Below are 19833 nucleotides of genomic sequence, written 5' to 3'. Positions count from 1 at the left end.
ATGCAGGGCGTGATCGACTCCGCAGACACTCCGGGCGGTAGCTGGACCTCATGGACATCTGTAGTGGTCCACGGGTTCCCGGGTTTGGTCGAAGGTCAGGAAGTCGAGTTCGAGTGGAATCAACTCGACGTGCCGGCAGACGGTTACGACTTTCACACCGTGCAGGCGTGGCCAGTCGGCGAGGACCACACGCCGCCGGGACCGCCCGGTTTCAGGGCTTGGGATATCGATCCCGACGGCACCGTTCACGAGGTCACCGATCTAGACATCACCGACCTCGACGATACGATCGCGCCCCCGATCGGCACCCCAGCGATCGGTGTCGTCACCACGTGGAATGGTGAGGAAGGCTGGGGAGTCATCGACTCCGCGGACACTCCGGGCGGTTGTTGGACCTTCTACAGCGCCCTACACCCCGACGAAGTCATCAACGCTCGGCCGGGCGACAGTTTCAGCATCGGCGGAGGGATCAGCGCTCTCGTCGTCGGAGAGCAGGTCGACTTCGAATGGGAGCCGGTCATCGACCAGGACGGATACAAATTTCGTGCGATCAAGGTCAGGCCGCGGCGGGATATCCCCCCGTGGCGCGTCGAACGAATCGGTAGGTAGCTCGACATCGACGGCACGTCGACGACCACCTGACCTGCCTCGAACGCCGCGAAGCGCTCGCCAACCGCAGCCTCGAGCACCCTCGCATCAAAGTCCCACCTCACTGGCTCAACGTCGACGGACCGATCATGCTCGAGGTAGCCCTTGGGCATGCCTCTTCGTGCGCATTCGAGCCCGAAGACAACCATCAATCGTGCACCGTGCCACATCATTGCCCTCACCACGCATTTCCAGCCACACCTTGTGCGGCGCCGTAGACCGAATAGTTCTCGGTATGCACGGCTGACCTCGGCTGTAAGTTCTTCGTCGTGCACGGTCCGCTGGCCCCTCGACTGCAGGAGCGGCACCCGAAGATGGTCGAACCAGTACGCCGGCGCCGCCGGTTCGCGCAGAATGGAAGTCGGCGCAGACACCGACGAACCACGGGAGCGATGCGATGATCCGACGACGGCTCGGCCAAGCATTGATGGTGATCGCGCTCGCCTCCGCGGCCGTTTCGACCGCGCCCGTCCACGCGCAGGAACCGTCGTCAATCACGACGCCGGGCGCAGTGACCGCGGCAACTTCCCTGCCGCACTCCTTCTGGATTCCCGGCGCCGCCAACGCATCAAAGCTCACGTACTGGTCCACGGGACCGCTGAGCCAGCCCGCGTTGAGTACGGGCGCGCTCTTCCTGCCCCCCGGCGATCCACCCGAAGGCGGCTGGCCGGTCATCTCGTGGGCTCACGGCACTGTAGGTATTTCCGACCAGTGCGCTCCCACCGTGACCGGGACCGTCGGCAGTCCGTACCTCACGAACTGGCTCTCGCAGGGCTACGCGATCGTCGCGACCGACTACGTGGGGCTCGGCACGCCGGGAATCCACGCGTACCTGGACGGACCGTCGGCGGCGCACAGCGTGATCGACATGGTGCGTGCCGCGCGTGCGGTCGAACCGTCGCTCTCACCGCGGTGGTTGGCACTCGGACAGTCTCAGGGCGGGCAGGCCGCTATGGTCACGGCAGCGATCGCCACACGGTACGCACCCGAATTGGACTACCGGGGCGCGGTCGCGACCGGGGCGCCGTCCAATCTGGAGAACCTTGCACCACTCGTGGGGCCGGACTTTCCCCGCTTGCCACTGACCGGCAGCACCGTGTTCGTCTCGTACCTCTTGGCCGGACTCCGGGCGGCGCGACCCGATCTCGACATCGATCGCTACCTGACACCGCGCGGCACGGATGCCCTGGCCCGAGCCGAAACCGACTGCTACCAGGACATGGCATCGGGCCTCGGCGACCTCACGATCGGCGATCTGGTGAACCGGCCCCTCGACGATCCCGCGGTGCTGGCTGCTGCTCGCGGCATGCTGGAGATCCCGACGACCGGGTACGGCCGGCCAGTGTTCCTCGGGCAGGGGCTGACGGACGAGATGGTGCCGGCGCCGCTGGCTTTGAAACTCGCGGCCGAACTCGCCGCCAACCGCCAGCCAGTCACATTCCGCACATATCCGACCGGTCATATCGAGACGATGCGGGCAGCGCTCCCCGAAAGCCTCTCCTTCGTCCGGAATCTCTTCCAGCCGTAGGTGAATCATGCGTTTCGTGAGAGCTTGTCCGACCCACTTTTGATCCTCTCAGCACCGTCAGGAGTGCGCGGTTGACCGAGGATCTGCCGAAGCCGAGCGTTGCAGTTATGGCGTCGAGGCTCTTGCCCCCGCCGCAGGTTGGACCGTCACCGAACATCGGGAGCGAGGCGCGTCAATAACCATAGACCTCGACATCGCATGTCCTGGGGGCCGCGGATCTAGACACGTACAGCGTCCAGGCGATCGACTTCGACGTTTACGGATCGCTTGGGTACACAGGAAGCTGAATCCAGCGGGCTGCCAGGGGTGTGGTTCAACGGACTGACTGATCGATTGTCGACTGAGCTTGGGCTACCTCCTCGTCGTGGGGAGGACAGGATGCGGTGGGACCTGTCTACCGTGGTGGTCACTGCCTATCGGGGGAAGCGGGACAACTTCGTGAACATTGCAAGCCCTCAATACCGAGCAGATGAAGACCAAATCGACGAGTACATCGTCAATTAGAGCCCGACGACGAGGTGTAGCACGCAGATATCACTACAGCCACCCTATCCGCGCATACGTGTGCACCGCCCCACCTCGCTGGTCTTCAGGAAGAATTCGACTGGTCGGAGGCCGTCGACGGCATCGATCCATTCCAGCCACAGTGCGATGCGACCAGACGTACCGACTTTGACCGTTCTGCTGAAATATTCTTCCTGGCAACAGAATTCGACTGAACCTGGTCAGGAGATCGCCTCGATCGCTAGTCCTCGTCCTCGTACTCCGGTTCGGGCTCATCCATCCATGACTGATATCCCGGACTCGTCAGACGCAAGTCGATCGCACTGACACTTAGGTGCAGTGTGATGACCGCTTTCGGCAGGTCCCACCGGAGAGCTGCTTTTGGTTCGGGTTCGGCGCTCGTGGCTGTCCCCAGGAGTGCGGTAAATGCCACATCGAGGTTCGTGAACCCCTCGACCAGCAACGGGCGCACCACTGTCATGGGCGTAGCGTCATCTGCCACGTCCGTGACGAAGATCGAGATCCAATTCATTCTGTGTTGCCGCCCGAACATTATCGATTCGGGCCGACCGACACGGAGGCCGGTCCGAATCGAGGCGCCGGTTTGATCCGATTCAACGAGCTCCCATCCAGCTTGTGCGCAGAAGGGTTCGAGGTCGTCGACGGCCCAGGTCCAGTTGAATTCTGCGGCGAGGCGGGCAATGCGGTCGGCGCCCTCGATGTCGACGTGCATGCGTGGATGCTATCTGCGAGTGTCAACATGACCCGTACCTGGAACGGACGCTCCTAGGAATTACACGCTGTCAGAGAACTCGGCCGCCGCGGAGGTAGACCTGCGCTGAACGTCGAGGTCAGAGATCCCGCGCCGAGTGTCGCAGCGGCGAGAACGCCAGTGTGCCTGCCGCGATGGCGAACACGATGGTGACGCCGATCAGGGTGGGGCGTTCGCCGATCGCGCCGACCAACAGGCCTGCTGTCACGGCGCCGAGGGCGGCCATGGTGCGGTTGACGGAACGCCGGGCGGCATTCACGCGCCCGAGAAGCTCATCCGGAGTGAGCGCTTGCCAATAGCCCATCTCGTTCGCGTTCTCCGCGCCTGCCGCCAAGCCCTGCAGGCCAAGAGCTGCGAAGAGTAGGAGATGGCCAACAATTGTGTCGGTCGCGAAGGTAACGAGAAGCCAGGTGAGGGGATACAGCGAGCGGGCGAGGATGACCGTTCGTCCTGGTCCGATTCGCGTGCCGATCGCATGTGCACTGGACGCTCCGAGGAGGCTTGCGACACCGAACGTCGTCAGAAGCAAGCCGTATGTGTAGGCGCTGAACCCGAGTGAGCGGAGGGCGAAGAGAGACAGCACAGTCAACGCGGCTCCGTTGGCGAGGAACCACACGTGTGTCGATATTGCGAGCGGGTTGAGAGTGCGGTGGCGGTAGGTGAATCTCAGACCCTCACGCACTTCGTTCATCAGGTTGCGGGAGCGAGAAGCGGGTCGCGGCTCGTCTACGTCGAGACCGGAATTGAGTGCGGCATCAGCGAAATAGCTGATTGCGTCGACAGCAATCACCACGGGAGCGCCGAGCAGGCCTACGAGTGCGCCTCCGACCGTTGGCCCCAATGTCGTTGCTGCTGCGTCGGCTTGGTCGAGTCGAGCGTTTGCTTTCACCAGTTGGCTGCGTGGAACCAGTCGGGGTAACAAGGACTGCATCGCAGCGAAGCCGAACACCGAGAAGGAGCCGAACAACAGCAACACGATGACCAGGACCCAGATGTGCAGAAGGCCAGCGAGCCACAGAAGCGGAACAGTGCCGAGTGCTACCGCTCGACCGACGCTGGCCCACACGAGGATTGGCTTGCGCCGCCAACGATCGACGTAAACCCCCGCGAACAACCCGAGCACCGCATAAGGAATCAACTGAGCCGCGTTCACCATACCGACTTCGAAGGGCGTCGCGTCTAGAAGCTGCACTACCAAAATGGGCATCGCCACCGCTGTCACCGACGAGCCGGCCGAACTGATCACCGCGGCCGTGAGGAAGCGGCGAAATGATGAACGATTGACGGCCGGAGAAACCTCACTCATCGCTTCTACTCACGATGCCGCCACATGTCCGACTCCGCAGGTCCGTCCCATGAAGGGGACTGTAGTCGAGCACTCCCGATATGGTGCTGAACCCGAGACTGTTGTTTGGCATTGCGAAGTTGACAGAAGTACTCGACATGGCGACAAGGGAGCGACTCTACCGACTCGCAGGAAGGCATAACCATGACCGAAACAGGCGCTCCCACACGCATTTTCGTGATACCCCGCACTGAAGAACACGACGGGTACGAGAATGAGTGCTTCACCCACTACGTCCAAGGCATGTTCCACCGCTGGATGTCAGGGCGCCACAGGATCTTCGGCCCTTTTCCTCGCACGCCAAGCCGTCGCCAGCGGCACCGTCGAATGCGCATTGACTGTCGGCTTCGAGCAGATGAAACCCGGCGCACTCAAGCGGGTCTGGGACGACCGCCCAGCGCCGATGTTCCGTTTCGACGATCTGATGACCGAGATCCAAGGCGTCCACGACGCGCCGCGCACAGCCCAGATGTTCTATCGGAACCATGTCGACAATGCGGTGGCAAGACCGTCCTCGGTGCCTGGTGGGCAGATCTGGTCGGCTGCGGCAAGCACGGAAGCGGGTGCGTGACCCATGGCCACGCCGTGAGCTGCCCAGTCCAGCATTTCCAGATCGTTGATGCCGTCACCGACGGCTAGGGTCCGTGTTGCGGCGACGCCCAGCTCGATGCGCAGCCTTTCCAGCATCGCAGCCTTGCATACGCCGGCTGCGGTCAAGTCGGCCAGTGGTTCGTCTTCGTAGCACAGGCTTCGAATGCCGGGGAGGTCGAGAGTAAACAAGATTTCGGTCAGCTCCTGCCCACTGCGTCCAGGCCAGTGGATCGCTAGTCGAGTGGTCGGCGTGGTCGCAAGTTCGTCGATATCGACCAGCTCGACCTCGCCGTGGTGCATATCCGCGTCGTCGACACGGCCGGTTGCTCTGACCCCGATGCCCGGGTTCTCGGCTACGAAGATCGCGCCGGGTAGTTGTTCGCGTAGTGCCGCGATGGGAGTGCGTAAATCGAAGACCACTTGCTCCGCGATTTTCCCGGTTGCGGCATCGATCAGCACGGCCCCGTTGGAGCAGATCGCGAACCCCGTCATGATGTCGAGCTCGAGTAGGAACGGTCGTGTGGCGGGGGCGAGTCTGCCGGTGCACAGCACGACGTGGGCTCCGGATCGAACAGCGGCCCGCACAGCCGATCTCACTGCGATGCTGATCGTTTTGTGCGCGAGCGGATTCGTGTCCTCCGCGACGTGCAGGGTGCCGTCAATGTCGAGGGCAATCATCATCGGGTGGCCGGATTCGAAAACCAAGGGTCATCCTTCGATAGTGTCAACTCGACAAAATTCATCGGTAGACCGTGTGTAGGTCGGTTCGGGTGCAACATACTCGAATCGGTATTCGTCGCCCAAACAGAAGCAGTGTCCGCCACGTCATCGGCACCGTCCACACACTCAGCGGGCGCGGCATCGCATTCCGCTCCCTCACAGAAGGATTCGACACCACCGAGGATGGACGGTGGTTCCTGAGCTGCGGTCACCGGATCACGCGAGGCCGCCCGCGGCCATGAAATGCCCGAATCAGAAATGTCAGACCTGGTTAATGAACTCCCCACAAGGTGAGACGGGTTTCTCGGACACGCTGTCGATTCGACAACTGTTGAAATCGATTTCGCTCCGGAACTGTTTTCTGTCGGCGGACGAGGGTTAGCTGGTGATCTGCACTCATTTCTCAGTCACATAAGGAAACATGTCTCATCCTCCGGTGCCTCAGAAACAGCCTTGGTCTCAACAGTTCACGGCCGATTCTGAGACTGACAGCGAAATCCGAGACCGCAGTCGGCGAACCAAAGAGGGCTTTCCACTCTGGTTGGAGGGTCCCTGGCTGGTATGCCTCGTATGGCCCGCGAGATGTCCTGCAACAAAACGGTTTCCGGCGGATTGAGCAGCTACTGTGCAAAGAGTCGGAAACGGTCGTCGCGAATGGCCGCTGCCACTTGTTGGGCACTCTGTTCTTCCGCGTCGCCCGACGTGTCCAGTACATGATCGTCGAGCTCGCCGAGGTCGGAGAACTGATCCCACATCGAGAGGATTGGCCCCTCGTCGATCAAGGCGCTTGGCGCGGTTCGGGCTTGGGCTTGGGCTCGCTTCAGCGTGATGTCGCGCTGCGGCCGGAGCACGATGTAGTGGACCGCCAAGTTCGGGTGCTGTGTCGCGTGTGTTCGGAAGTGGGGGAGCATCCACGGCCCGATGATTCCGTCGATCACCGTGGTGAAGTCGCCGCGAGCATAGGTATAGGCGGCGCCGGCGATCACATCCATGACAGTCTGGTTCTGCGCATCGGACGTGGGGTCGTACGGAGGTATCGCGCCCGAAACGATGCAGTGCCAGAAGTCGTCTGTGTGCAGATGAACGCCTTTGCTGTAACCGCGGGCAAGTTTCGCGGCGAGGGTCGACTTCCCTGCCCCTGGTGGGCCGGTCAGAATGATCACTTGTGCGTCGCTCACGCACCACAACCTATCCCTATCTCGACGGCTGAAGCACCCGATTTTCCCGGCTTAGGTCCAGTGTTCTCGCCGAACGACGCGGCGATGTCGTGCGAAGCGTCGCCGCCGTCGTGCTCGCGGTTTGGCCGCGAACATTTCTGTCCCGAAATCGCACTCCGAGTTGGCCCGCGCTGGCAGTTCGCCGCCATGCACTCGGATCGTGCGTTCTCGTGCGGCTAGTGCAGGCAGGGCTGGGCGGAGGGTTTCGTGGTTGTCGACGCCGTCGATGGCGGCGTCGAAGTCCCCTACGGCATCTCTGATGGAAATACGTCCAACCCTGGGTCAGCATCGCCGGAAAGTCGAGTATGGTCCGGTCATGGGCCGACTCACAGAACTACTCAAGTCCGTAAAATCACTCGGATCGCGCAAAGACACCGCCGCCAAGCAGGAAAAACGCGCACTGGATCGGTGGGAAAACGAAGGCGGCCCTGTCGCAGAGGATCCACGACAACGCTGACCTCGGACGAATGCCAGCGCGCCTGGACCGATCAACCCAGCCAGAATGGGCCGCAACGACCTGATCGGCGCCGGCAGTGCAGACCTCGACGCACACGGAAGTACAACAGACGTTTTCGACGGCTGAGGTCGGTCGCACTACGTCGTGGGCAGTGACGAATCCCCTTGGTGATCAGTGGCTATGACGACCACCTGAACAACAGCGTCTTCAGGCATCTCGGGGTAGTAGTTGACCCGGAGTTGTCTTGCGAAATTCGTCATGTCGGTGCCGGGTGGCTGGCGAGCTGCTAGCGGCGACAGATGAGCGAGATCGTACGTTTCTACAGCGGTGACCTGTCCTGCAAGGGGGCGGGCGGTCGGGTGATTGTCGAAGATGAAAATTGCCGGCCCTTTGTGAATGTCTTCGCTCCAGCGGACGGTGGAAACTTTCGCGCCAGAAATCACTGCCGTGTAATGCTTCTGATGAAAGTGCACGGTTTGAGCAGGAGCGCAGGTCGTCATGTTCGCATCGTCCACTAAGTGTCTGCTCCGGACCATAGATCGAACGAAGAATCGCGTTCAACCACTCCCCGCCCCGGTAAGTCCGTCCTGCTCCCAATGGCTTGTCACTGATGTTCGCCGACTTCTGAGGCTGCAGATGTTCACCGGATGCGTTCTCGCAGGATGCTCGAACCTCATGGCCGAGGTCGGATGTGCCCCGAAGCAATAAACAAAGCTGGCTGTGCGAGCAACGGCGCACCTCTACCCGCGTGAGCGGTCGGTGGGAGTGCCGCGTCAACCGACGTGGACGTGTGGCCGTCGGGACTGGTCGGGTTCGGCTCGGCGGAGAACCTCACGGGTCACCGGAGCGGTTTCGCCCTCACCGATGAAGAGGAATCGGAGCAGGTACATGATCGGGTTTCCCTCGGTCCACTCGAAGTAGACGTCGGGAATCACGCCGGTGATGTCCCTCGTCCGCAGGAGAACCGCCGCAATGGTGTTGGGGACGGCAGGGCTGTCGACCCAGAGAATCCGGTGCTCACCGCGCTGTCGGCCGTGGACGAGGAGGTCGGTGCTGAATTCGGAGGAGTCTGTGACGTTGACTTCGATGAAGATGATCGACTCCGCCTCCGGGATGTTGCTTTCGGCGCGCTGCTGCGATTCCTTCTGCCGATACTCGTCCTCGTCGAGACGATCGACGTCGTGCGCCACCATCGCGAGGTAACCCTTCTCGGCTGCCTCGGCGATGAATCGCAGTGCAGTCTCGTCGAATTCGACAGAGGTTGCCCGTAGTTCGAAGGCTCGCGAGATCCGGGAAAGGAAGGACACCACCATGATCGCGGCGATGAAAAACGACGCCACTTTCACACCGTCTGGACGTTCGAAAATGTTCGCGATCGTCGTGTAGACGAACAAAACTGCGACAAAACTGAACCCTACGAACAGTTTTCGCTGACCGTGCTTGCGGGCGGACAGGGCAACGGCGACGGTCGCCGACGAGATGAGCACGAGGACACCGGTTGCGTACGCGGAACTCTGAGCGTCGACACCGGCGTCGAAGTAGATCGTGACGGTGATGGCGATGACGCTGAACACGAGGACCAGCGGACGCACGGCGCGGGCCCACGACGGCGCCATGCCGTAGCGGGGGAGATACCTCGGAACAAGATTGAGCAACCCTGCCATTGCCGACGCACCGGCAAACCAAAGGATGAGGATCGTGCTGAGATCGTAGACGGTTCCGAAGATCTCACCCAGATAGTCGTGCGCGAGGAAGGCAAGCGCGCGACCGTTGGCAGCGCCTCCGGGTTGGAACTCGTTTTCTGGGATCAGGATGGTGGTGACCAGGCTCGACGTCAGCAGGAATCCGCTCATGATCAGCGCCGCAGTGGTGAGCAGGCGCCGTGCGCCTTTGATGCGGCCACGTGGATTCTGTTCGGTGTCGTGCGGATCGCCCTTGATCTGCGGCATGACCGCGACGCCGGTTTCGAAGCCGGACAGACCGAGAGCCAACTTCGGGAAGACGATCAGCGCGATCAGGATCATCATCGCCGGGTTTCCGTGCTCGGTGGTCATGGCGCGCGTCCAGTCGGTGACCAACGACGGCGCGGTCGCGATGTGCCACAAACCTACGGAGATGACCACCACGTTCAAGGCGAGGTAGACGGCGACCAATCCGACAGCGATACCGATAGCTTCGGTGAATCCGCGGAGGAATACCGCGGCGAGGAGCGCGAGCAGAACAAGGGTGACGGCGACGGTGTGTCCGGAGAGAAGGGTTGGAGCAAAAGGATTCTCGACGAGGTGCGCCGTGGCATCGGCGGCCGAGAGCGTCATGGTGATGAGGAAATCGGTGGCCGCGAATCCGAGAAGCACGAGAACGAAAATCTTGCCGCGCCACTTGGGCAGCAGCTTCTCGAGCATGGCGATCGAGCCCTCGCCGTGCGGACTCTCGCGAGCCACTCGCCGGTAGACCGGCAGCGCACCGAACAGCGTCAGCAGGATCAACACGACTGTCGCGATGGGAGCCAACGTGCCGGCCGCCAGTGCCGCGATACCGGGTTGGTAACCGAGAGTGGAGAAGTAATCGACACCCGTCAGGCACATCACCTTCCACCACGGGTGGCGCTTCTCCTTTTTCGGCGCCATCCGGTGTGGCCCCAGATGTCCGGCTGGTTCCTCGGTGATGTCCGCGAGCAGCCAGGCCTCGGTGCGTTGTTTCACAGACGGAGCCGTGTTGTCGGCCGGGACCTCGTTGTCGGCTGCGGTCACCACGGCGTCACGGCTTCAGATAGACATCGTTGAGCGTGACGGTCCGCAGGTTCCGGCTCCGGATTAGGTCCACCAGTTGCGGATACACGTGGGTCACGGGCAGATAGTTGAGGTGTCCGATCACGATGGCCCCCGGATTGAAGTACTGGTTCGCCATTTGGAGGATGTACTCCTCGGTGATCAACGAAGAATCCGACAGTGACCCGTACCAGAGGGTGGGTACGGTGTAGCCGACGCTCGCGGCCACGGAATCGACTGTCGCGTTGTGCCTTCCGTACGGCGGACGAAAGTACGGCGCCGCGTCCACGCCGTAGGTGTTGCGCAGGAATGTGCCGTTCTTCGTCAGTTCGTCGGCGATCTGCTGCTTCGACACGGACGTCAGATCCGGGTGCGAGTAGGTGTGATTGCCGAGCTGAATTTGTCCGCTCTCGACAAGAGGTCTGAGAAGTCCGGCGTTTTCGGTCCACGAGTTGTATTGCCCGTTGACGAAGTACGTCAAACGGATGCCGGTGTCTTTTGCGAACTGTGTGTAGAGGCGCACGACTTCGGAGCTGGCTCCGTCGTCAACCGTCAGGGCAAACAGATCCCCGCCGCCGGGCAGGGCGGTCAACGATCCGCCGGCGGGCAGCGGCACCCGGGCAGACGGCGGTGGAGGCGGCAGCAAGGCAGGCGGGAGATTCGGAACAGCGGCGGGGTCTGCTGGCTCGTCGGCTGCGGCGACCGCCGTCCCGACGGAACGTGACGAACAAGCGGTTCCCATGGTCACCGCGGCGGTTCCGGTCAGAGTTGCTGCTGCGAGGGCACTGAGGAAGCGTCGGCGGTCCACAGGGCGGAGCCTAGAGCAGATTCGCCCAATTCGGACTTCATTCTCAGCGTTCTTTCAGCGAATGACCAGCCGTGTCCGGTATCGACAGGTTCTACTCAGGAACGGTGGATAGCGTGTCGGCCGTGGAACCGCGACCTCGACACTCGGCAACCAGGCACAGGCGTAGGCGTCAACCGCAGCGGTCGACGCTCTCGGTAGGGCGCAAGCTGGCGGCGGCGTCCCTGTCGACGACGATTCTGGTGGGCGTCGGAATCGGGTGGTACGTGCAGTCGGATCTGACGTCGGGGCTGTACCGGTCGGATGCGCTCTCCGCCCTCGGTGAGGACGCGGGAAGTTCTCTCGACGGGGATACCAACATCTTGTTGATCGGGCTCGACAGTCGCAAGGCGATGGACGGCAGTGACCTGCCGGCAGAGTTCGTCACCGACAAGTTGCACGCAGGGGATAGCGATGTGGGTGGGTACAACACGAACACGCTTATCCTGCTCCATGTTCCGGGCGATGGTGGCAAGGCCAGTGCGGTGGCAATTCCACGCGACGATTACGTCGCGGTACCCGGCTATGGAATGGCCAAGATCAAGGAAGCCTACGGAATGGCGAAGGCTGATGCGGACGCCAAACTCGTAGCGGACGGTGTGACGGATCCTGCTGCACGAGAACAGCAAGCGCGTGAAGTCGGTCGGCGGTCGACACTGACCACCGTGCAGAATCTGCTCAAGGTTCCGATCGATCACTTTGCCGAAGTGAACCTGATGGGCTTCTATGACGTCGTCTCGGCTATCGGCCCTGTTCAGGTGTGCCTCAACAATCCGGTGCAGGATGACTTCTCGGGCGCCAACTTCCCGGCGGGGGTTCAGACTCTCGATGCGTCACAGGCACTTTCGTTTGTCCGTCAACGCCACGGCCTGGACAACGGGGACTTGGATCGCACCCACCGGCAGCAGGCTTTCATCAGCGCGGTGATCGCCAACTTGAAGGGCTCCGGCGTCATCGGAAACATTCCGAAGATGACGGCACTGGCCGACGTGGTGAAGAAGGACGTGGTGATCGATTCCGCCATGGATCCCGTCCGATTCGCTTCTCAGGCAAGCGCTCTCGCGGGTGGGAACATCGACTTCTACACCCTGCCCATCGAGGGATACGAGACCGTCGACGGCCAGGACGTCAACATGGTCGATCCGGCGCGTCTGCGTAGCGAAGTGTCGCGGATCTTCGCGGGAGGTGACTCGGCATCTGCACCTGCGATGGACACCGCGATCTCGACCGGGAACGAAGTTGTGGACATCCGCAACGGAACCGCGACGGACGGGTTGGGCGCCGCGTTGGCAGCGGCGATGAAAGCGTCGGGAGTCGAAGTCGGAGAGGTGAGCACCGCAGCTGCGACGGCAAAGTCGGTGGTCAGCTATGGAGTCGGCGCCAAAGCCGTCGCAGAGGCGCTGGCCGAGCAGTTGGGCGTGGCCGCAGTGCCGAACGAGCAGGCAGCGGCCGAATCAGTGTCTGTACTGATCGGTGAGGACAATGCGCAGACCGTGTTCTCGGCCGCTCCGGCGCAGTCGGACTCCTCGGTATCCGCCGGCACAGTTCCCGATACGGGAGCGCAGGGATCACCCATCCGAGCCGACGCGAATGGCGGCATCCCCTGTGTGGACTAACTCTCAGGTAATTCGCACGAAACTCACGCTGACTTCTTCGATCTGCGGGTCTACATTGGAGAAGTCGAACTCAGTCGGGTACTTCACCTTTGGGGTACCTGACTGAGATTGCGTAGTTGAAAGGATCACCGACATGGCTACAACAGCAGCGGTACAGAATCCGACACGCTCACGTGCCAGGACCATGTCCTTGTCCGAGTACGTGGCCGAGCATCCGGCGCAGCGCGTTTTCCCACCGACCAGTGAGCGGGCGGCCAGGATGGCGATGCTCATCATGTTCGCCCTGATGGCCGTCACCCTCGTCGTACTGGTACTTGACGAGGCAGGAATCTTCGGATGAAGGCAGCGGTCTTCGGCTGAGCCCGACCTTTAGTTACTCTTGAGTAATGACTGAACAGAAGAGCTGGAATGCGTTCACCGTCGAGCGCGAAGACAACATCGCCCAGGTGACGCTGATCGGGCCGAGCAAGGGCAACGCGATGGGGCCGGATTTCTGGAATGAACTCCCCGAAATCTTCGCCGACCTCGACGCCGATCCCGAGGTGCGTGCAATCGTCATCGCCGGTTCCGGCAAGCACTTCTCGTTCGGACTGGACCTGCCGGCGATGAGCGGTGAATTCGGTGCCGTCCTCGCGGACAAGGCTCAGGCAGGTCCGCGCACCAAATTCCACGACATGATCAAGCGCATGCAGTCGGGCATCAATGCCGTCGCAGACTGCCGCAAGCCCGTCGTCGCAGCTGTTCAGGGCTGGTGCATCGGCGGCGGCGTCGACCTCATCACGGCGGCGGACATCCGCTACGCAAGTGCCGATGCCAAGTTCAGCATCCGCGAGGTCAAGGTCGCGATCGTCGCAGACATGGGCAGCCTCGCGCGTCTGCCCGCGATCATCGGTGACGGACACCTGCGTGAATTGGCTCTGACCGGCAAGGACATCGACGCAGCGCGCGCCGAGAAGATCGGCCTCGTCAACGACGTTTTCGAAGATGCCGACGCGGTACTGGCAGCGGCGCGCGCGACCGCCAAGGAGATTGCGCTCAATCCGCCGCTCGTGGTCCACGGGATCAAGGACGTGCTCGATCACACCCGCAGCGCGAGCGTGAACGACAGCCTTCGCTACGTCGCAGCCTGGAACGCGGCGTTCCTGCCTTCGCAGGATCTGACCGAGGCCATCACCGCCGTCTTCCAGAAGCGCCCGCCAGTCTTCCAGGGTGAGTAGAAACTGCAAGGGTGAGTAGAAACTGCAAGGGTGAGTAAAAACAGCACACAAAAATCCCCGCACATCTTCCGATGTGCGGGGATTTTCGTAAGGCCTGAGAACTCGAGCTCAGTGACCGCCGTCGGCAGCGAGACGCTTGATCGAAGCCTCGATCTCGGCCTCTGCCTCGGCGCGGCCGACCCAGTTGGCTGCCTCGACGTGCTTGTTCGGCTCGAGGTCCTTGTAGTGGACGAAGAAGTGCTTGATCGCATCGAGCTCGAACTGTGAGATGTCACCCAGATCCTGGATGTGATCCCAGCGGGGGTCACCGGCCGGAACGCAGAGGACCTTGTCGTCTCCGCCGGCCTCGTCGACCATCTTGAACATCGCGACTGCGCGAGCCTCGACGATGACGCCGGGGAAGACCGACTCGGGGAGCAGGACCATGGCGTCGAGCGGATCGCCGTCCTCACCCAGGGTGTTTTCGATGAAGCCGTAGTCGGCCGGGTAGCCGAAAGCTGTGTAGAGGTAGCGATCGAGTTTGACGCGACCGGTTACGTGGTCGACCTCGTACTTGTTGCGCTGACCCTTGGGGATCTCGATGGTGACGTCGAACTCCACGCCGATTCCTCGCTGTCGTGTCGGTAATGATTCGTCGGAAGGATATCGGGTCAAGGATAAGGTTGCCTGACCACCCAGTAGGCAGAGCACAGACGGAGGGGCGTTGGCGGGCCAAGGAAAGAAGAAGATCGGCTCGTTGGAAGAGAGTCGACGGCGTAACTTCCGCATCCTTCTGGCGGTCGGTGCAGTGGTTGTACTGGCCGTCGCCGGAGTTGTCGTCGTGAAACTCGGTACGTCGAACGACACAGCCGGCAGCGCGACCGTGACTACGTCGCCGCAGCCTGCGCTCGTGACGCCGTCACCTCAGGTGGTGCCCGTCCCGACGGACGCACCGATCCCGAGCGCGTCGGGAATCGCAGCGGCGATCGGCCCGGCCGTGGCCAACCCGGATCTGGGGAAGTTCACCGGAGTTGTCGCTGATGCGCTCACCGGAAACATTCTGTGGAGCGCAGACCCGTCGACGCCGATGACGCCTGCGTCCACGACGAAGGTGCTGACCGCATCGGCGGCACTGCTGAAGCTGCCGCTCGACCACAGGCTGGCCACGACGGTGGTCCCCGGAGCGAGCCCCGGGCAGGTCGTTCTGGTCGGCGGTGGTGACCCGACGCTGACGGCGACGCCGAAGGGGCAGAGCGGGTACTACGCCAATGCTGCTCACATCGCGGATCTCGTCGACCAGATCAAGGCTGCCGGTACGCCGGTAACCAGCGTCGTGGTGGACTCGAGCTTGTTCAAGGGCGACAACATGGCCACCGGGTGGTTCCCCGCTGACATCGCGGCCGGTTACATCACCCCGATCGAATCGGTGATGATCGAAGGTGGTCGGTACGACGGCACTCAAGACGAGTCGCCGCGTTCGGAAACGCCCGCGTTGGACGCGGGCAAGGTGCTCGCTCAGGCCCTCGGTGTCGATCCCGCCAACGTGAGTCTCGGCGCGGCGCCTGCCGGTGCCAAGCCGATCGCCACCGTGCAGTCGGCACCGCTGAGCGACCGACTGCTGCAGATGATGGAACATTCCGACAACGTGCTCGCCGAGACCATCGGGCGTGAGGTCGCGATTGCCTCCGGAATCGAAGCCTCGTTCACCGGAGCCGTCGACGCGACCGGCAAGACCTTGCAGGCCGCCGGGTTCGACTACACCGGAGTTTCGCTGCACGATTCCAGCGGACTTTCCGTCGACGATCTCATTCCCGCTCAGGTACTCGATCGCGTCATGACGGCGGCGGCCGGTGACGGTGATCCGAAACTGCGTCCGCTGCTGGACTACCTTCCGGTGGCCGGCGGAACAGGAAGTTTGTCCGACCGCTACGCGTCCGGAAACCGAACCGGTGCGGGTTGGGTACGGGCCAAGACGGGAACTCTCTCGACGGCCAGCGCGTTGTCAGGGTTCGTGGTCGATCAGAACGGGCGAGTGCTCACCTTCGCACTGATGTCCAATGACCGGCCGCCAGAAGTGAGCCGTCCTGCCCTGGACGCGATTGCCGGAGCATTGAGGAATTGCGGGTGCCAATAGTGGCCGAAAAGACTCCACAAGATGATGAAGCCTCGGCTCCGCTCGGTGGTGCCGTCGACTGGAGTCTTGCCGCCAAAGCCGGGATAAAACTGGCGCGCGGCGGCCCCGCGATGTCTCGCTACACGGCCGAGACGGCAACCGCAGAACTCGCCGAAGCGTCCAAGCGCGCAGAACTGCCGGTTCGTGAAGTGACCGGTTTGGCCGACGGTCTACCGGTCCCGGCCGCTGACGTGCTGGACCGGGCCGGGTGGATCACGGCGGCCTCGCGGTCGATGGCGCATCTCACCGGCGCCGACCCTGACGGCAGTGGCAATCTCATCGTCGGAAAGCCGGCGGGCTTGCAGGCCGGCGCCATGCTGGCGTACCTGTCTTCGGCGATCCTCGGGCAGTACGACCCGTTCACCGGCGAGCACGGCACCCTGCTTCTGGTCACACCGAACATCGTCTCCGTCGAACGGTCCCTTCGGCTGAACCCGAGTGACTTCCGGTTGTGGGTCTGCCTGCACGAGGTCACTCACCGGGTTCAGTTCTCGTCCTCACCGTGGCTAGCGGAGTACATGAAGGAATCCGTCGAAACGCTTGGTGCGACGGTGGACGAGTCGATGACCGACGTTGTCGGGCGCCTTGCTGCAGAGCTGCGCTCGCGGAAGGAACCCGACTCCAGTGACGGTGCGACGGCGGGCGGGATCATCGGCCTGCTGCGTGCTTCGCAGGCGGAACCCCAGCGTGACGCGCTGGATCGGATGCTCGTACTCGGCACTCTCCTCGAAGGGCATGCAGACCACGTGATGGACGCCGTCGGCCCCGCCGTGGTGCCGTCGGTGGCAACTATCCGCGCGGCCTTCGACAAGCGTCGGCAGCGCAAGTCCAACCCCGTGCAGCGGATCATCAAGATGCTTCTCGGCATGGACGCCAAGATGGCGCAGTACGTACGCGGCAAGGCCTTCGTCGACGCGGTAGTTCTCAAGGTCGGCATGGAGCAGTTCAACACCATCTGGACCGGGCCCGAGACCTTGCCGTTGCTCGACGAGATCGACAATCCCGACGCGTGGGTAAAGCGCGTTCTCGGCTAGATGCTGCTGCCTGAGACGCCTGCCCTACTGGCGCTGCGACAGGCTGTGCGGGCGTGGACGCTCGCATTCGAGCCACGACGCCGTGTGGTCGTCGCCCTGTCCGGGGGCGCCGATTCATTGGCGTTGACCGCAGCAGCGGTAGCGGAAGCCGATTCGGTCGACGCGTTGATCGTGGACCATCGGCTGCAGCCTGGTTCTGATGCCGTCGCGCGCTCGGCCGCAGACCAGGCGCTGGCGCTGGGTTGCCGGACCGCGACGGTGCTGACCGTCGACGTAGCCGAAGGTGGGAGTCTCGAGGCCGCAGCGCGTGAGGCTCGGTACAACGCTCTGCGCGACGCCAGGACTGACCTCCCGGTTCTACTCGGACACACGCTCGACGATCAAGCAGAGACCGTCCTTCTCGGACTGTCCCGCGGGTCCGGTGGGCGATCGATTCAGGGTATGGCTGCATTCGACGCCCCCTGGGGACGGCCGCTACTCGGCATCCGTCGGTCGGTGACCAGGGCGGCCTGCGTCGACCTGGGCATCACGCCGTGGGAGGACCCGCACAACAACAATCCCGAGTTCACTCGCGTGCGTCTGCGGCACGAGGCGTTGCCGCTGCTCGAAGAAATTCTCGGCGGGGGAGTTGCCGAGGCGTTGGCCCGAACCGCGACGCAGTTGCGTGAGGACGGCGAGGCGCTCGACGAGTACGCCGAGGCACTACTTCTACGGACTGTTGTCGACGGGGAAGTGGAAGTGGACACACTTGCCGAAGCGCCCACCGCAATCCGCCGACGTGCTCTGCGGGCCTGGCTGCTGCAGGGCGGCGCAAAAGCATTGACGGACAAACAGTTACGGGCAGTCGACGCCCTGGTGATCGACTGGCGGGGGCAAGGCGGCGTCGCGATCGGGGGCGGAACACCGGAGGCGAGGTTGGTGGCGGCCCGGCGACGTGGCAGGCTGATCCTCGGATTCGAAGACCGACGAAGGGTTTGACGCGTGTACGAGGGCGACATCGCATCGGTACTGATCTCCGAAGAACAGATCCGTGCACGAACGGCGGAACTGGCTGAGGAAATCGCCAAGCGTTACCCGGCAGGCGCCCCCGAAGGGGATCTCCTGCTGATCGGCGTCCTCAAGGGAGCGGTCTTCTTCATGACCGACTTCGCCCGCGCCCTGCCGATCCCGTCGCAGATGGAATTCATGGCGGTGAGCTCCTACGGATCCTCGACCTCGTCTTCGGGCGTCGTCCGCATCCTCAAGGACCTCGACAAGGACATCGCCGGTCGCCACGTGCTGATCGTCGAGGACATCATCGACTCCGGTCTCACGCTGTCGTGGTTGATGCGCAACCTCAAGACGCGTAATCCCGCTTCGCTCGAGGTCGTCACCCTGCTCCGCAAGCCTGACGCGGTCAAGATCGACGTCGACGTCCGCGACGTGGGCTTCGACATCCCCAACGAGTTCGTCGTCGGTTACGGCCTCGACTACGCCGAGCGGTACCGCGATCTGCCGTACATCGGCACCCTGGACCCTGAGGTCTACGGCGGCTGAGCCTGCTCGCCGGTTAGAACTCTTCACATTTCGGCACCTCTGCATCAGTCCGCCGAACGGACGACAGACAGGTCTCCGAGGCGTCGCTAGATTCACGGAATGCGCTATCGACGGCTTATTCGGTGACCCTTCCGCCACCACCGCCACCGCCACCACCGCCCCCGCCTGGTGGGGAGCAGCAGTACTGGAGTGCCCAACCGCAGGGCGTTCTGTACCAACCTCCGACCACGAACGGCCTCGCAATTGCCGCCATGGTCGGGGCGCTCGTGCTGGCGCCGGTCGGCATTGTGCTCGGCCACATTTCGCTGGCGCAGATCAAACGAACCGGTGAGCAGGGGCGAGGACTTGCAATCGCCGGCCTGGTCATCGGCTACATCTTCACCGCGCTTCTGGTGCTGTCGATCGTGTGGATGTTTCTCATTGCCAATGCAGTCACCCGCGCGTTCGACGACTACGACAGCGCGTCTTCTCTCTACTACACATCTGAATCGTCGAGTACGACTTATCCGACGTATGCGACCACCACATCCCGGACGGTGGCGCCGACGTACAGCGGAAGCGACACGGCGTCGGTCATCGCCAATGCCTCGGTAGGTGACTGCGTCGTACGAAGGCTCGGGGCAGACAAGGGCGACGGGACCAGCGAGACATACGTCAGTCCGGTCTCGTGCAGCTCGAGCAGCGCCACTCACCGGGTAGTCAGCCGCGGCACGTCCACATCTTCGTGCACCGCCGATTGGGTTCGCAAAGAGAGTCCTGTCGTAGTGCTTTGCCTAGCGGACGAATGATCGACAGAGGGAGACACAGCCGATGACGTTGCCGCCCCCGCCCCCACCACCCCCACCACCCCCGCCTTCACCACCGCAGGCTCCGGTTGCCGGACA

Annotated in this window: 19 protein-coding genes and 1 pseudogene; 12 read left to right on the top strand and 8 right to left on the bottom strand. The window is 62.7% G+C overall.

The genetic code is table 11. The features are described from left to right. Together AC1DVN_RS30270 and AC1DVN_RS30265 are read left to right on the top strand one after the other, a co-directional pair. A partial coding sequence (locus AC1DVN_RS30270) for a hypothetical protein (protein ID WP_477994762.1) occupies positions 1-609 on the top strand: 609 nt, incomplete at its 5' end. 436 nt (positions 610-1045) lie between these two features. Continuing rightward, entirely contained in the window at positions 1046-2176 is a 1131-nt protein-coding gene (locus AC1DVN_RS30265; RefSeq protein WP_477994760.1) for a lipase family protein, read from the top strand. A gap of 745 nt (positions 2177-2921) precedes the next feature. On the opposite strand, the gene AC1DVN_RS30260 is transcribed toward AC1DVN_RS30265, so the two are convergent. Beyond that, positions 2922-3413 (bottom strand): DUF6301 family protein, encoded by a 492-nt coding sequence (locus AC1DVN_RS30260; protein WP_477994758.1) that lies wholly within the window; start codon positions 3411-3413, stop codon positions 2922-2924. A 118-nt stretch (positions 3414-3531) separates the two neighbouring features. Further along, on the bottom strand, positions 3532-4758 hold the full coding sequence (locus AC1DVN_RS30255) for an MFS transporter (RefSeq protein WP_477994757.1): 1227 nt from the start codon (positions 4756-4758) through the stop codon (positions 3532-3534). Positions 4759-5065: 307 nt separating this feature from the next. Between AC1DVN_RS30255 and AC1DVN_RS30250 the strand changes: the two are divergent. Next, a pseudogene (locus AC1DVN_RS30250) lies at positions 5066-5272 on the top strand (lipid-transfer protein); the annotation flags it as partial. Here the strand turns inward: AC1DVN_RS30250 and AC1DVN_RS30245 are convergent. Further along, positions 5272-6093, bottom strand: coding sequence for an HAD-IIB family hydrolase (locus tag AC1DVN_RS30245; protein WP_477994755.1), 822 nt, complete (start codon positions 6091-6093; stop codon positions 5272-5274). The pseudogene AC1DVN_RS30250 and the gene AC1DVN_RS30245 overlap by 1 nt on opposite strands. 635 nt (positions 6094-6728) lie before the next feature. After that, on the bottom strand, positions 6729-7286 hold the full coding sequence (locus tag AC1DVN_RS30240) for an AAA family ATPase (RefSeq protein WP_477994753.1): 558 nt from the start codon (positions 7284-7286) through the stop codon (positions 6729-6731). A 355-nt stretch (positions 7287-7641) separates the two neighbouring features. Here AC1DVN_RS30240 and AC1DVN_RS30235 point away from each other — a divergent pair, with 355 nt between their 5' ends. Then, complete coding sequence (locus AC1DVN_RS30235) at positions 7642-7782, top strand: hypothetical protein (protein WP_154606704.1); 141 nt, start codon at positions 7642-7644, stop codon at positions 7780-7782. Positions 7783-7919: 137 nt separating this feature from the next. Here AC1DVN_RS30235 and AC1DVN_RS30230 read toward each other — a convergent pair whose 3' ends face one another. The 3 genes from AC1DVN_RS30230 to AC1DVN_RS30220 all read right to left on the bottom strand — a co-directional run bounded on the left by AC1DVN_RS30230 (position 7920) and on the right by AC1DVN_RS30220 (position 11358). Further along, positions 7920-8297 (bottom strand): ASCH domain-containing protein, encoded by a 378-nt coding sequence (locus tag AC1DVN_RS30230; RefSeq protein ID WP_477994751.1) that lies wholly within the window; start codon positions 8295-8297, stop codon positions 7920-7922. Between the two features lie 258 nt (positions 8298-8555). Then, positions 8556-10535 (bottom strand): amino acid permease, encoded by a 1980-nt coding sequence (locus tag AC1DVN_RS30225; protein WP_336505128.1) that lies wholly within the window; start codon positions 10533-10535, stop codon positions 8556-8558. A gap of 4 nt (positions 10536-10539) precedes the next feature. Beyond that, positions 10540-11358, bottom strand: coding sequence for a polysaccharide deacetylase family protein (locus tag AC1DVN_RS30220; RefSeq protein WP_317557994.1), 819 nt, complete (start codon positions 11356-11358; stop codon positions 10540-10542). A 122-nt stretch (positions 11359-11480) separates the two neighbouring features. Here AC1DVN_RS30220 and AC1DVN_RS30215 point away from each other — a divergent pair, with 122 nt between their 5' ends. From AC1DVN_RS30215 to AC1DVN_RS30205, 3 genes are all read left to right on the top strand, one after another. Next, positions 11481-13010 carry an LCP family protein gene (locus AC1DVN_RS30215; RefSeq protein WP_477994748.1) on the top strand — a complete coding sequence of 510 codons (1530 nt, stop codon included), beginning with the start codon at positions 11481-11483 and terminating at the stop codon, positions 13008-13010. 133 nt (positions 13011-13143) lie between these two features. Then, positions 13144-13350, top strand: a complete 207-nt coding sequence (locus tag AC1DVN_RS30210) for a hypothetical protein (protein ID WP_124568973.1) — start codon at positions 13144-13146, stop codon at positions 13348-13350. Positions 13351-13396: 46 nt separating this feature from the next. Further along, positions 13397-14227: a crotonase/enoyl-CoA hydratase family protein gene (locus tag AC1DVN_RS30205; protein ID WP_021333819.1), complete on the top strand. Its 831-nt coding sequence runs from the start codon at positions 13397-13399 to the stop codon at positions 14225-14227. A gap of 108 nt (positions 14228-14335) precedes the next feature. Here AC1DVN_RS30205 and AC1DVN_RS30200 read toward each other — a convergent pair whose 3' ends face one another. Next, entirely contained in the window at positions 14336-14827 is a 492-nt protein-coding gene (locus AC1DVN_RS30200) for an inorganic diphosphatase (RefSeq protein WP_020968339.1), read from the bottom strand. Positions 14828-14930: 103 nt separating this feature from the next. Here AC1DVN_RS30200 and dacB point away from each other — a divergent pair, with 103 nt between their 5' ends. From dacB to AC1DVN_RS30175, 5 genes are all read left to right on the top strand, one after another. Then, entirely contained in the window at positions 14931-16340 is a 1410-nt protein-coding gene (dacB, locus tag AC1DVN_RS30195) for a D-alanyl-D-alanine carboxypeptidase/D-alanyl-D-alanine endopeptidase (protein WP_029254401.1), read from the top strand. Then, the gene (locus AC1DVN_RS30190) at positions 16340-17413 is read left to right on the top strand and encodes a zinc-dependent metalloprotease (protein ID WP_019746776.1); all 1074 of its coding nucleotides are present in this window, start codon (positions 16340-16342) and stop codon (positions 17411-17413) included. Before dacB ends, AC1DVN_RS30190 begins: the two co-directional genes overlap by 1 nt. Continuing rightward, complete coding sequence (tilS, locus tag AC1DVN_RS30185) at positions 17414-18391, top strand: tRNA lysidine(34) synthetase TilS (RefSeq protein WP_477994745.1); 978 nt, start codon at positions 17414-17416, stop codon at positions 18389-18391. A gap of 3 nt (positions 18392-18394) precedes the next feature. Then, positions 18395-18949, top strand: a complete 555-nt coding sequence (hpt, locus tag AC1DVN_RS30180; protein ID WP_019746778.1) for a hypoxanthine phosphoribosyltransferase — start codon at positions 18395-18397, stop codon at positions 18947-18949. Between the two features lie 122 nt (positions 18950-19071). After that, positions 19072-19737 carry a DUF4190 domain-containing protein gene (locus tag AC1DVN_RS30175; RefSeq protein WP_166501754.1) on the top strand — a complete coding sequence of 222 codons (666 nt, stop codon included), beginning with the start codon at positions 19072-19074 and terminating at the stop codon, positions 19735-19737. Positions 19738-19833 lie beyond the last annotated feature (96 nt).

This window comes from Rhodococcus sp. P4_E4 (assembly GCF_056401575.1).
Note: the sequence above shows the minus strand (reverse complement) of the source record. Positions and strands in the feature narration are given on the sequence as shown.

Excerpts from the sequence above, each read along its gene's own strand:
- AC1DVN_RS30265 (WP_477994760.1), top strand. The coding sequence starts at position 1,046 with ATGATCCGACGACGGCTCGGCCAAGCATTGATGGTGATCGCGCTCGCC.
- AC1DVN_RS30260 (WP_477994758.1), bottom strand. The coding sequence starts at position 3,413 with ATGCACGTCGACATCGAGGGCGCCGACCGCATTGCCCGCCTCGCCGCA.
- AC1DVN_RS30255 (WP_477994757.1), bottom strand. The coding sequence starts at position 4,758 with ATGAGTGAGGTTTCTCCGGCCGTCAATCGTTCATCATTTCGCCGCTTC.
- AC1DVN_RS30235 (WP_154606704.1), top strand. The coding sequence starts at position 7,642 with ATGGGCCGACTCACAGAACTACTCAAGTCCGTAAAATCACTCGGATCG.
- AC1DVN_RS30210 (WP_124568973.1), top strand. The coding sequence starts at position 13,144 with ATGGCTACAACAGCAGCGGTACAGAATCCGACACGCTCACGTGCCAGG.
- AC1DVN_RS30205 (WP_021333819.1), top strand. The coding sequence starts at position 13,397 with ATGACTGAACAGAAGAGCTGGAATGCGTTCACCGTCGAGCGCGAAGAC.
- tilS (WP_477994745.1), top strand. The coding sequence starts at position 17,414 with ATGCTGCTGCCTGAGACGCCTGCCCTACTGGCGCTGCGACAGGCTGTG.